At 67.6% G+C, this 13,529-nt stretch carries 8 protein-coding genes; 6 read left to right on the top strand and 2 right to left on the bottom strand.

The window, feature by feature from the left end:
* Window positions 1-155: 155 nt before the first annotated feature.
* Entirely contained in the window at window positions 156-4,049 is a 3,894-nt protein-coding gene (locus OHA11_RS30140; protein WP_266501805.1) for a LamG-like jellyroll fold domain-containing protein, read from the bottom strand.
* 248 nt (window positions 4,050-4,297) lie between these two features.
* Between OHA11_RS30140 and OHA11_RS30135 the strand changes: the two genes are divergently transcribed.
* The 6 genes from OHA11_RS30135 (at window position 4,298) to OHA11_RS30110 (ending at window position 11,736) form a co-directional block, all read left to right on the top strand.
* A complete protein-coding gene (locus OHA11_RS30135) occupies window positions 4,298-5,347 on the top strand; it encodes an ABC transporter substrate-binding protein (protein WP_266501801.1) in 1,050 nt (349 codons plus the stop codon).
* Window positions 5,348-5,469: 122 nt separating this feature from the next.
* Entirely contained in the window at window positions 5,470-6,363 is an 894-nt protein-coding gene (locus OHA11_RS30130; protein WP_266501798.1) for a siderophore-interacting protein, read from the top strand.
* Window positions 6,364-6,571: 208 nt separating this feature from the next.
* Complete coding sequence (desA, locus tag OHA11_RS30125; protein WP_266501795.1) at window positions 6,572-8,038, top strand: lysine decarboxylase DesA; 1,467 nt, start codon at window positions 6,572-6,574, stop codon at window positions 8,036-8,038.
* A 37-nt stretch (window positions 8,039-8,075) separates the two neighbouring features.
* On the top strand, window positions 8,076-9,329 hold the full coding sequence (locus OHA11_RS30120) for a lysine N(6)-hydroxylase/L-ornithine N(5)-oxygenase family protein (RefSeq protein WP_266501793.1): 1,254 nt from the start codon (window positions 8,076-8,078) through the stop codon (window positions 9,327-9,329).
* A complete protein-coding gene (locus tag OHA11_RS30115; protein ID WP_266501791.1) occupies window positions 9,326-9,925 on the top strand; it encodes a GNAT family N-acetyltransferase in 600 nt (199 codons plus the stop codon). Before OHA11_RS30120 ends, OHA11_RS30115 begins: the two co-directional genes overlap by 4 nt.
* The gene (locus OHA11_RS30110) at window positions 9,922-11,736 is read left to right on the top strand and encodes an IucA/IucC family siderophore biosynthesis protein (RefSeq protein WP_266501788.1); all 1,815 of its coding nucleotides are present in this window, start codon (window positions 9,922-9,924) and stop codon (window positions 11,734-11,736) included. The genes OHA11_RS30115 and OHA11_RS30110 overlap by 4 nt, the downstream gene beginning before the upstream one ends.
* 196 nt (window positions 11,737-11,932) lie before the next feature.
* On the opposite strand, the gene OHA11_RS30105 is transcribed toward OHA11_RS30110, so the two are convergent.
* The gene (locus OHA11_RS30105) at window positions 11,933-13,528 is read right to left on the bottom strand and encodes a beta-N-acetylhexosaminidase (protein ID WP_266501785.1); all 1,596 of its coding nucleotides are present in this window, start codon (window positions 13,526-13,528) and stop codon (window positions 11,933-11,935) included.
* Window position 13,529: the final 1 nt, after the last annotated feature.

Here is a 13,529-nt window from a genome sequence, read left to right as displayed (position 1 = left end):
TCGCCGTCCTACTCGGTGTGCAGCCCTCATTGCCCGTTTCCGCCCCATCGTCATCGTGTGACCCACCCGCATCCGTGTGCAGGGATCTGTTCGGTTGCCTGTGTGCCGGAGTGAGCGGTGTTCGTGCCGGATTCGGCTGCCGCTCGCATGGTCGGTCAGCCGGTGGGCGTCGCCTCGCCAAGGACTCGCTCGGCGATCTGACGGCTCTCCATGGCTCCGGTCCAGATGCGCAAGTCCTCCACCGCACCGGGCAGGTATTCGCCAGGTGTGCCGTTGCTGTGGCCACGGCCGATGGCGAGCTCGCCGGTGCCCTGCTGCGGATCGGCGAAGTTCGGCTCGGTCGCTTCGTCCGCCTGCTCGTCGGCGCCGACGAAGAGGTGCAGTGTGCCGAACCGGGTGGCGTCGCCGTCGTCGAACGCCTCGGCCGCGTTGTACACGCCGGTGACATGCACGAGTTCGTCAAGGATCGCCACAGCGGTGGCCGACACCTGCGTCGTTGCGGTCTTCTTCCCCGTGGCGTCGACCTTGGTGCGCTCGAAACGCCAGAGGCATTCGGGTTTGCCGTCACCGTCGATGTCGTCGGCCAGTTTGACCAGCTTCAGGGCCCACGACGCCTCATTGCCGATCTTCTGCTTGGCGACGCTCATGGTGTAGCCGTCGGCCTTGCCGATCAGCTTGGCGGAATCTGCCCGGGTCAGCGCGCTGACAGTGAAGGAACCGGTCTCATCGACCGCTGGTCCGGTGGTGGTGGCGTAACTGTTGGCACCGTCCAGTGTCAGCAGTTGCGGGTTTTCCCCGAGTTTGGCATTGCCGGCAAGTGTCATTCCCGGGAAGGGGTAGCCCGATTTCTCCGCCAGTGCGGTGCCCGTCGAGGTGGAGGCGTCCCATTCCGCCATCAGTTCCGTCGCGGCGGCCTCGTTCTCCTGGAGCGTGCCTTCCAGGCGTATCTCCGCCTCGGTCAGGGAACGTTGCCACACCGCCGTCTCATCCAGGCGGCCTCGGAAGAATTCCTGACCCGCACCCGCCTTGACCGAACGCGCCCACTGCAGACCGCCGGAGGCCGACCAGGGTTGGTAAGTGGAGGCCGCGCCGGCCAAGTTCACCGGCTGCCCCTGGGGCCGGCCATTGACGAACAACTGGATCGTGTCGTTCGTCGGATCGGTGTCCGGGATACCGTCATCGCCCTCGGTCTTGAAGACGCCCGCCAAGTGCGTCCACACCTTCAGCTGAGGATTCTGCTGGTCGGCGACGGAGCGGATGTAGACCGGGCTCGTCTTGTCCTGGTCGGTGCGGTTGAACACCCATGCCTTGAGGGCGGTCGAGTAGTACAGCGTGAAGGCGTTCGCCGCGCTGCCGGGCTGAGCCAGCACCACCCTGTTGACGGAGGTGTCGGTCAGATACGCCCAGGTCGACACGGTGAAGGAGTCACTGGTGTTGAGAACAGGTGTCGAAGTGGCCGCATATCCCTGCTGTTTGGCCGGGTCGGTACTGTCCAGCCACAGCGACTGGTCCGCGTCTCCGCGACGTGCGAGCGAGGAGAAGCCTGTGCCGTCGGTGTACATCGTCGCGTTGTGGCGGACAGCGCCTTCGACCGCGCTGTCCTTGGCCAGTTTTTCGCCTGAGCCCGCCGGGAAGTCGTCGAAGTGCCAGCGGCCGAGCACGCCTTGCGCGGCTGCGACCTTGATCTTGACGTAGGCCCACTCACCGGAGCCGCCGACGTCCCAGCCGCGGACCTGCAGGGTCTGGCGGCCCGCCACCAAAGGCGTGATCTCCTCGTCCACACCGGCACCGGTGATGAACTCGGTCTTGGCCATTCCCGGCAGCCGCCACTCGTACTTCACGACATCGGTGTCCGCGGAGTTCTGAGCGAAGTGCAGCTTGCCCCGGGTGCCGGGGCCGCCCTGGGCAGGGCAGTCCTCCGTGACGCAGAGCGCGTAGATGCCGCCCTGCACGGCGCTCACGACGGGGGCTTGTGGCCGATCGGCATCGACCTTGAAGTAGCACCACGGGGTGTAGGACGAGAACAGGTCTCCGGACTTGGTGTCGTAGGCCCAATGCGACTGGGTCCGGGCCTTGACCCGGTATGTCGTCTTGTCCGTGCGCGGGGAGACCTTCGCTGTCTCCACGGTGCCGTCAGGGGACCAGCCGTCGTCGGGTTTGTAGTCGCTCCAACTGCTCACCCAGGTGCCGTCGGCCTGTCGACGCTCCATCACCCACTCGGCCTGGAGCTGGCCTTCTGACTTTCCCTCGCCGTGCTCGACCTTGGTCTGCACGGACGCCTGCACATTCGGCTCAGCCCGGGTGACGATGACCGGGTTGGAGGAAGAGGTGGAGCACTGCACGTCGTCCGGGTCGCCGCCCATGTTGCCCGGCCATATCCCATACCGGGTCGGCACCCCGGGTTGGTAGGCGAACTCCACCTCGAGTTCGGCGTTGTCGTCGAAGCGCTTCCAGGCGGTGACGTCCGACTCGTCCTTCGCTTTCAGCATGAGCGTCAGGTTGTCGATCCTGCCGTCGGCAAAGTTCCGCACCGTGGAGTTGAGGTTCTCATCCGGCTCGTCCGGATTGTCGTTGAACTCGATCCACGCGTTCGGCTGCTCCGGCGCACACGCGGTGCCGCGTCCCGCCGCTACGTACTTGTCTCCCAGCTGGTCCCAGCTGTTGTCCGACTTGGGTCCGCCCGGGCCCGGCCACTTGCTGCCCGAGGAGATTCCGTCGGTGCGCTCCAGGTCCACCCAGGCCGGGTTGCAGTCGAACGACCACGTCTCGTACGCCCGGAACGTCGAGTCGATCACGTACTTGCCACGCAGCGCACTCGCGGAGTTGAACTGGAAGTACATCCGGTTCGTGTACCAGGCACCGGTGGTACACGCGCCCTGGGAGTTGGAGCCGCACCGGCCGATGCCGTATCCGGCTCCGTCGAACTTCCAGAAACTGTCGCCGTCGGAAGACAGAACCGTGCGGTACGTGTGCCCGAGTCCGACCGCCGGATCGATGTAGACCGGGTAGACAGTGCCGGGCCCCTCCAGCATCCCGGCATCCGGCACGATGGCGATGCTGTCGCCCTCGACCTGCACAGGCATCACTGCGGAAGCGGCACCGTTACCGGGGCCGACAGCCGGGTCGCCCTCCTCGCCCTCGGCTGCGGCAGCACTGCCGCCCATCAGGGTCCGAGAACCAGAACCTTCGGCGGCCTCACCGGCGGAGTCCCACATCAACCCAGGTGGCCCGGTGAAGACCTCCACCCCGTCCTCGTTCGCCGCCACCAGGCCGCCGTCGGCGCTGGGCCGGACTTCCAGCCCCTCACCGTCGACGCCGAGGACCACCTTGTCCAGCGCCGGACTCGTAGCCGCCTGCGGTGTCTTGACCACCAGCACCTCGCGATACGACTCCGGCGTCGCCGTCAGCAGAAGGTCGACCCCAGGAAGCACCTCGCGGTACGTGGCGGTGTCCCCGTCCAGGAGCGGTTCCGTAAGTACGCGGTCCCAGCCCAGGCTGAGCACATGCCCCTTACGGTCCCCGATGCGGATCATGTCCGAACCCGGGCCCTTGCCGGCGAAGGACAGGTCCACTACGGCGCTCTTCGGCGCGATGCGCCCGTCCGCGCGCTTCTGCAGCGTGACGTCGACCGGCTGCCAAGATCCGTCGGAACCCTTGACCCGCTGCGGAGTGGTCGACTGGCTCAGTTTGAAACTGCCGTCCGGCTGGGCGAACACCTGCGAGTACTCGGTGCGCTCGTAGAGCACCTCCACGGGCTCCCCGGCCTCGGCCGCCTGCGCCGCCGCGGATCGGGCCGCCTGCGGAACACTTCCCGTCGCGACATTTCTTTGCGTCGACGACGCATCCGCATGAGCCGCAGTGCCAAACCCGGCCACCGGCAGCACACCCCCGACGACCGCTACCGAAAGCGCTGTCACAAACGCTCTGCCGCTGCCGCTCTTCCACATGGACAAGCCCACCCCGTGCCTCCCCCGAATCCCACGAATTCCCCAACAGGAAGTCACGGGATGTTCACGTTGAGGCACCCTACATACCCATGGTGCGCACATGTCAATGACAAATAGGCCTGACCAAAAGGGCTTCGACCGCAAGGAACCGGGGGCTCATTGACCGAAAGATCACGCCGCGGATTTCCCCGCCCACCCGGCTCTCACGCGCCACTCGCAGGCGTCGACCCGGACCACCGCGGGCATTTCAGCAGGTGGAACCCGCCTTCTGGACAAATGGTGAGGTTAGGCTAACCTACCTTCCGCACTGTCCAGTGGGTCATCCGCCCTGTTCGAAAGCAGCCAAAGCCATGTCCAACGCCCGTGCCACCCACCTCACCCGCCGCGGCATCCTCGCCGCCGGAGGCGCTTTCGGCCTCGGTGCCGTGCTCGCCGCCTGCGGTGACGAAGACTCGAAGAGCGGTGGCTCGGCGGACTCGAAGAAGAGCGCCGCCGCTGCCGGCCCCTGGAGCTTCGAGGACGACCGCGGTACGACGGTGAAGCTGGACAAGGCTCCGGCCAACATCGTCGCCTTCACCGGTGTCGCCGCCGCCCTCTTCGACTACGGCATCGAGGTCAAGGGCGTCTTCGGCCCGACCAAGACCAAGGACGGCAAGGCCGATGTCCAGGCCGGCGACATGGACATCAGCAAGCTGACGATCCTCGGCAACGAGTGGGGCCAGTTCAACATCGAGAAGTACGCGGGCCTGGCTCCCGACGTCCTGATCACCACGATGTTCGATGACGCGGGCACCCTCTGGTACGTCCCCGAGGAGTCCAAGGACAAGATCCTCAAGCTCGCCCCGAGCGTCGGCCTCTCCGTCTACGACCGCCAGCTGCCCCAGCCGCTGGAGCGCATGCTCGCGCTCGCCGAGTCGCTCGGCGCCGACGTGAAGGCCGCCAAGACCGTCGAGGCGAAGACGGACTTCGAGACGGCCGCCGAGCGGCTGCGCAGGGCCGCCAAGGCCCGACCGGAGATCAAGGTTCTCATCGGCTCCGCGAGCCAGGACATCTTCTACGTCTCCGGCTCGAACCTCTCCGTCGACCTGGAGTACTTCAAGGCCCTCGGCGTGAACATCGTCGAGCCCCCGGCCGACACCCTGAAGGCCAGCGGCGGCTGGTTCGAGAACCTGAGCTGGGAGAACGTCGACAAGTACCCGGCGGACATCATCATGATGGACGACCGCACCGCGACCATCCAGCCCGCCGACATCACCGAGGCGACCTGGAAGAATCTCCCCGCGGTCAAGGCCGGCCAGGTCATCGCCCGCACCCCCGAGCCGATCCTCTCCTACGCCAAGTGCACCCCCATGCTCAACGACCTCGCCGAGGCAATAGAGAAGGCCAAGAAGGTCGCCTGACCTGTTCGGTTCGGGGTGCCCATTCAGGGGCGCGGGGAACTGCGCGACAAGCCCCCACCGGGACCGCAGACCGAACACAAGCGAACCACCCACCCCCTGACGCAACTCAGGAGCCAAAAACCATGCCGACGGCAGTAGCCGCCCCGTTCCGTTTCTTCACCCTTCAGGTCACACGGACGAGGCGGCTCAGCCCGTCCCTCGTCCGCGTCACCTTCACCGGCCCGGACATCCACGCCTTCGCCTCCGACGGCCAGGACCAGAGCCTCTCGCTCTTCCTCCCCCGCCCGGGCCAGCAGACCCCCGTCATGCCGATGGAGTACGGCGACGGCTGGCGCCAGGCCTGGATCGACACCCCCGAAGACGTCCGCGCGGTCATGCGCTCGTACACCCTGCGCGCCCTGCGCCAGGACACGCACGGGACCACCACCGAGATCGACATCGACTTCGTACTGCACGGCACGGAACCCGGCGCCGCCACCCCCGCGGGCCCGGCCTCCCGCTGGGCCGCGGACGCGGCGGAAGGCGACCGGGCCGTCCTGCTCGGCCCGGCCGTCGCCGACAACACGGCGATCCGGTTCCGCCCGCCCGCCGACGCGGACCTCATCGTCATCTGGGCCGACGAGACGGCCCTGCCCGCCGCCTCGGCCATCCTGGAGGCGCTGCCTGCCGGGACGAAGGCCCGCGTCTGGCTGGAGGTCCCGCACGCCGGTGACCGCGTCGAGCCCACCACGGCCGCGGACGCCGAGATCACCTGGCTCGTACGCGGCGACGTACAGGACCAGCCCCCCAACGAGACACACACCGACGGCACCCCCCTGGCCCTAGAAGCCATCCGCGCCGCCCAACTCCCCACCGCCCAGGCCCCGTACGCCTGGATCGCAGGCGAGTCCGGCTGTGTGAAGGCGCTGCGGCGCCACCTCGTGCGGGAGCGCGAGTTCGACCGCCGGCGTGTCACCTTCGTCGGCTACTGGCGCCGCGGACTGAGCGAGGAGCAGCTGCGCGAGCGAGGCGAGTGACGGAGGAAGCAACGGGAGAAGTAGCGGAAGCAGGAGCGGGAGATGCAGCAGGAGAAGTAGCGGAGAAGTGACGGGCGAGAGGCGTAGGTCACAGCGGCACGGGTGGAACGGAAACCCATAGGAACTTAGGTTAGGCTTACCTAAGTTAAGCGCCGCCCCCCACGTCTCTCACGCGCCCGTTTGTCTCCTGCCCCCGGAGGACTCCCCCATGCGCTCGCACCTGCTCAATGACACGACCGCGGAGCGGTACCGCCGTTCCGTGACCGAAGGAATCGAGCGGGTGGCGGCCAAACTCGCCACCACCGACCGTCCGTACACGGGTGTCACGGTCGACGCCCTCGCGCCCCGTATCGAGCGGATCGACCTCGACAAGCCGCTGCACGACACCACCGCGGTGCTCGACGAGCTGGAGGACGTCTACCTCCGGGACGCGATCTACTTCCACCACCCCCGCTACCTCGCGCACCTCAACTGCCCGGTGGTCATACCCGCCGTGGTCGGCGAGGCCGTCCTCTCCGCCGTCAACTCCTCGCTCGACACCTGGGACCAGTCGGCCGGCGGCACCCTCATCGAGCGCCGGCTCATCGACTGGACCAACGAGCGCATCGGGTTCGGGCCCGCCGCCGACGGCGTGTTCACCTCGGGCGGCTCACAGTCCAACCTCCAGGCGCTGCTGCTGGCCCGCGAGGAGGCCAAGCCAGGGCGGGCAGGGTGGGAAGCGTCGGCCTCGCACGCCAAACTGCGCATCTTCGCCTCCGAGGTGAGCCACTTCAGTGTCAAGAAGTCGGCCAAACTGCTCGGCCTCAGCCAGGACTCCGTGATCTCGATCCCGGTCGGCAACGACAAGCGCATGCAGACGGTCGCGCTCGCCCACGAGCTGGAGCGCTGCAAGCGCGACGGCCTGGTCCCGATGGCCGTCGTCGCCACCGCGGGCACCACCGACTTCGGTTCCATCGACCCGCTGCCCGAGATCGCCGAGCTGTGCGAGCAGTTCAGTGCCTGGCTGCACGTCGACGCCGCGTACGGCTGCGGACTGCTCGCGTCCCTGAAGAACCGGCACCGCATCGACGGCATCGAGCGCGCCGACTCCGTGACCGTGGACTACCACAAGTCCTTCTTCCAGCCGGTCAGTTCGTCCGCCGTGCTGGTCCGCGACGAGGCCACCCTCCGCCACGCCACCTACCACGCGGAGTACCTCAACCCGCGCCGCATGGTGGAGGAGCGCATACCCAACCAGGTCGACAAGTCCCTCCAGACCACCCGCCGCTTCGACGCCCTCAAGCTGTGGATGACGCTGCGCGTGATGGGCGCCGAGGGCATCGGCCAGCTCTTCGACGAGGTCTGCGAACTGGCCGAGGAGGGCTGGCGGTTGCTCGCCGCCGACCCGCGCTACGACGTCGTCGTCGCGCCTTCGCTCTCCACCCTCGTCTTCCGTTACATCCCGGCGGCCGTCACCGACCCGGCCGAGATCGACCGCGCCAACCTGTACGCCCGCAAGGCCCTGTTCGCCTCCGGCGACGCGGTGGTCGCGGGGACGAAGGTCGGCGGCCGCCACTTCCTCAAGTTCACCTTGCTCAACCCCGAGACCACGCCGGACGACATCTCCGCCGTACTCGATCTGATCGCCGGCCACGCCGAGCAGTACCTGGGAGAGTCCCTTGTCCGCGCTTCCTGAATCCGGGCTTCCTGAATCCGCGCTTCCCGGATCCGCCGTGAAAATCCACGACTTCATCGGTATCGGGCTCGGCCCCTTCAACCTCGGCCTCGCCTGCCTCACCGAGCCGATCGACGAACTCGACGGTGTCTTCCTGGAGTCCAAGCCGGACTTCGAGTGGCACTCCGGGATGTTCCTGAAGGGCGCGCACCTCCAGACCCCGTTCATGTCGGACCTGGTCACCCTGGCCGACCCGACGTCCCCGTACTCCTTCCTCAACTACCTGAAGGAATCGGGCCGTCTGTACTCGTTCTACATCCGCGAGAACTTCTACCCGCTGCGCGTCGAGTACGACGACTACTGCCGCTGGGCCGCCTCGAAGCTCACCAGCGTCCGGTTCAGCACGACGGTCGCCGAGGTGACGTACGCGGACGACGTGTACGTCGTACGGACGACCGCCGGTGTCGAGTTCCACGCCCGGCACCTCGTCCTGGGCACCGGCACTCCCCCGTACATACCGGAGGCCTGCCAGAACCTCGGCGGGGACTTCATCCACAACTCCCGCTACCAGCAGCACAAGCGGGAGCTGCAGGCGAAGAAGTCGATCACGCTCGTCGGCAGCGGGCAGTCCGCCGCCGAGATCTACTACGACCTGCTGAGCGAGATCGACGTCCACGGCTACCGGCTCAACTGGGTCACCCGCTCGCCGCGCTTCTTCCCGCTCGAATACACCAAGCTGACGCTGGAGATGACCTCCCCGGAGTACATCGACTACTTCCACGCACTGCCCGAGCGGACCCGCTACCGCCTCCAGACGGAGCAGAAGGGCCTGTTCAAGGGCATCGACGGCGAGCTGATCGACTCGATCTTCGACCTGCTCTACCAGAAGAACCTCGGCGGCCCGGTCCCCACCCGTCTGCTCACCAACTCCGCTCTGAGCAGCGCGAGTTACGAGTCCGGCACGTACACCCTCGGCCTGCGCCAGGAGGAGCAGGGCAAGGACTACGAGCTGCACTCCGAGGGCGTGGTCCTCGCGACCGGTTACAAGTACGTGGAGCCCGCGTTCCTGAAGCCCGTACGCGACCGCATCCGCTACGACGAGCAGGGCAACCACGACGTGGCCCGCAACTACGCCATCGACACGACCGGACGCGGCATCTTCCTGCAGAACGCCGGCGTCCACACGCACTCGATCACCTCGCCCGACCTGGGCATGGGCGCCTACCGCAACGCGTACATCATCCGGGAGCTGCTCGGCACCGAGTACTACCCGGTGGAGAAGTCCATCGCGTTCCAGGAGTTCGCGATATGAGCGCCGCTGGCACCGGAACGAGCACGGGAACGGGAACGGGCAACACCGTCGGTCCCCTCAGCCTCCGCCCCCTCGACCCCCTGAAAGACGCCGAGTTGCTGCACTCCTGGGTGACGCATCCCAAGGCCGCCTTCTGGATGATGCAGGAGGCGAAACTCCAGGACGTGGAGCGGGAGTACATGGCCGTCGCGGCCAGCGAGCACCATCACGCGTATCTCGGCTTCCACGACGGTCGGCCCGCGTTCCTGATGGAGAAGTACGACCCCCGGTACATCGAGCTGGTCGGGCTGTACGAGCCCGAGCCGGGTGACGTCGGTATGCACTTCCTGGTCGCCCCCACCGACCGGCCCGTGCACGGCTTCACGCGGGCCGTCATCACCGCGGTGATGGACGAGCTGTTCGCCGACCCGTGCACCCGGCGGGTCGTCGTCGAGCCGGATGTCACCAACACGGCGGTCCACGCGCTGAACGAGGCCGTCGGCTTCGTCCCGGCGCGCGAGATCGACAAACCGGAGAAGCGCGCGCTGCTCTCCTTCTGCACGCGCGAGCAGTTCCTGAGCAAGCGCAGCCTGGCCACCCGAGGAGTTTCGCTGTGACCCTGTCCGACGCCGTGGCGCATCTGTCCCCCCACCGCTGGGCCCGGGCCAACCGCCTCCTCATCCGCAAGGCCCTCGCCGAGTTCGCCCACGAGCGGCTGATCACACCGGAGGCGGTCGACGCCACCGACCGCACCGACGGCAACCACGGCGAGTACCGCGAGTACCGCGAGTACGCCATCCGCAGTGACGACGGGCTGACCCGCTACCGGTTCACCGCCACCCGCCGCGCCCTCGACCACTGGCAGGTCGACGCCGAGTCGATCACCCGCCACCGGAACGGCGGCGAACTCCCCCTGCACGCCCTGGACTTCTTCATCGAGCTGAAGGGCGCGCTCGGCCTGAGCGACGAGGTTCTCCCGGTCTACCTGGAGGAGATCTCCTCCACCCTCTCCGGCACCTGCTACAAACTCACCAAGCCTCAGCTCACCTCCGCCGAGCTCGCGAACAGCGGCTTCCAGGAGATCGAGACGGGCATGACCGAGGGCCACCCCTGCTTCGTCGCCAACAACGGCCGACTCGGCTTCGGGGTCCACGAGTACCTCTCGTACGCGCCGGAGACCGCCAGTCCCGTACGGCTCGTGTGGCTGGCCGCGCACCGCTCGCGGGCCGCCTTCACTGCGGGCGTGGGCATCGAGTACGAGTCCTTCCTGCGCGAGGAGCTGGGCGAGGGGACGGTCGCGCGGTTCAACGACACCCTGCGCGCACAGGAGTTGGACCCGGCCGACTTCCTGTTCATCCCGGTTCACCCGTGGCAGTGGTGGAACAAGCTCACCGTGACCTTCGCCGCCGAGGTCGCCCAGAAGCACCTGGTGTGTCTGGGCGAGGGCGACGACGAGTACCTGGCCCAGCAGTCGATCCGGACGTTCTTCAACCGGAGCGCCCCCGAGAAGCACTACGTGAAGACCGCCCTGTCGGTCATCAACATGGGCTTCATGCGCGGGCTGTCCGCCGCGTACATGGAGGCGACCCCGGCCATCAACGACTGGCTCGCCCAACTCATCGACAACGACCCGGTGTTGAAGTCGACGGGCCTGTCGATCATCCGCGAGCGGGCGGCCGTCGGCTACCGGCACCTGGAGTACGAGGCCGCCACCGACCGCTACTCCCCGTACCGGAAAATGCTCGCCGCCCTGTGGCGCGAGAGCCCGGTCCCCTCGCTCCAGGACGGCGAGTCCCTGGCCACCATGGCCTCGCTCGTGCACGTCGACCACGAGGGCGCGTCGATCGCGACCGCGCTGGTCGAACGCTCGGGACTGGCGCCGGCGGAGTGGCTCGCCCGCTACCTCCGGGCCTACTTCACCCCGCTGCTGCACAGCTTCTACGCGTACGACCTGGTGTTCATGCCGCACGGCGAGAACGTCATCCTGGTCCTCAAGGACGGTGTTGTCGAGCGGGCGATCTACAAGGACATCGCCGAGGAGATCGTCGTCATGGACCCGGACGCGGTGCTGCCACCGACGGTCGAGCGGCTGCGCGTCGACGTCCCCGAGGACAAGAAACTCCTGTCGATCTTCACCGACGTCTTCGACTGCTTCTTCCGCTTCCTCGCCGCGAACCTGGCGAGCGAGGGCGTCCTGGAGGAGGACGAATTCTGGCGGACGGTCGCCGAGTGCGTACGCGAGTACCAGGCGGCCACGCCCGAACTCGCGGACAGGTTCAAGCAGTTCGACCTGTTCGCGCCCGAGTTCGCGTTGTCCTGCCTCAACCGTCTCCAGCTGCGCGACAACGAACAGATGGTGGATCTCGCCGATCCCGCCGGAGCCCTCCAGCTCGTCGGGAAACTGCAGAACCCCATCGCCGGGCGGTAGGCACCGACTTACCGCTCCCACAAGCAGGCGGGCGTCCCCACGTACGGTCCCAGGGGACGCCCGCCGCCGTGTCAGCTATCGCACTCCACCATGCCGGCCCTCAACCCGGCGGGGTCAACTACCCGGCGGGCCGAGGGACTTGCGCTGCGGAGTTCAACTACCCGGCGGGCCGAGGGACTTGCGCTATGGAGTTCAACTACCCTGCGGGCCAAGGGACTTGCGGCGACCGGTAATAACCCGTCCCCATCGCGTCCCAGCGCGGCGCCTGGGCCGCGAGCCGCACCTTGTACGTGTCCCAGTCGTGCGTGGCCGCGGGCGACCAGCCGAGCTCGGCCACCCCGGGCAGCCGCGGGAACGCCATGTAGTCCAGGTTCGCCGAGGTCGAGAGGGTCTCCGTCCACAGTGGCGCCTCGACGCCCCGGACCGCCGAACCGGGCACGCCCGCAAGGTAGTTGCCGGGATCCCAGTCGTACGACCGCTTGACCTCAACCAGACCGGCCCAGTCAAGGCCGAGCGGGGTGTCCGCGGTGTACTTCATGTCGAGGTACACCCGGTCGGCGGGCGACAGGACCAGCCCGGTCCCGTTCCGCGCTGCCGCCGCGACCTGCTCCTTCTCGGCGGCGTCCGTGTCGTCCAGACCCCAGTACTGGGCCAGCGCGCCCTTCGCGGGGGTCGCCCCGGTCAGCTGGTGCCAGCCCATCACGGTCTTCCCGTACTTGGCGACGACCGGCTGCACCTTGGTCATGAACTCCACGAAGTCCTCGTGGGGCGTCGAGTGCGCCTCGTCACCGCCGATGTGGATGTACTTGCCGGGCGTGAGCGCGGCCAGCTCCCGGATCACGTCGTCCACGAAGTCGTACGTCACCGGCTTGGCGACGCACAGCGAGCTGAAGCCGACCTCGGTGCCGGTGTAGAGCGGCGGGGCGACCCCGTCGCAGTTCAGCTCGGCGTACGAGGCGAGCGCCGCGTTGGTGTGGCCCGGCATGTCGATCTCGGGCACGACTTCGAGGAAGCGCGAGGAGGCGTACCGGACGATCTCCTTGTACTGGGCCTTCGTGTAGAAGCCGCCGGACCCGCCGCCGACCTGCGTGGACCCGCCGTACGTGGCGAGCCGCGGCCAGGAGTCGATGGCGATCCGCCAGCCCTGGTCGTCGCTGAGGTGCAGGTGCAGCTTGTTGACCTTGTAGAGCGCCATCTGGTCGATGTAGCGCTTGACCTGATCGACGCCGAAGAAGTGCCGGGAGACATCGAGCATCGCGCCGCGGTAGCCGTAGCGGGGTGTGTCGGTGATGGTGCCGCCCGCGACCGTCCAGGGTCCCGGCTGCGCGGAGTCCTTCTCGACGGAGGCCGGGAGAAGCTGGCGCAGCGTCTGCACACCGTGGAAGAGCCCGGCGGGCTCCCGGGCCATGATGGTGACGCCGCTCTTGCCACTCTTCAGCCGGTATCCCTCCGCGCCCAACGCGGAGTCCTTGCCGGTGAGTTGGAGCCGGATGCCGTCGCGACCGCCGTCGTCGGTGACCGGCAGCCGATAGCCGGTCGAGGGACGCAGGACGTCGGCGAGATACGAGCCGATGCGGCGGACCTCCCCCGAGTCGTCCACGCGAATACGCGTACCACTGCTGATCCGGTACGGGGATCCGGTCGCGTCAACAGATGCGGGGGCCGGAATCACCTGGCCGAGCGGGGTGGCGGTTCGGTCTGCGGCGGACGGTGCCGCGCCGACGACGGAGATACCTGCGGCCACCACGAGCAGCAGCGTACCGAGGAGTCGGGGCGTTCTGTGCTGTCTCACA

The sequence above is a fragment of the Streptomyces sp. NBC_00878 genome (assembly GCF_026341515.1).
In the GTDB taxonomy this organism is placed as follows: domain Bacteria; phylum Actinomycetota; class Actinomycetes; order Streptomycetales; family Streptomycetaceae; genus Streptomyces.
This window is presented reverse-complemented; position numbering and strand designations above follow the sequence as displayed.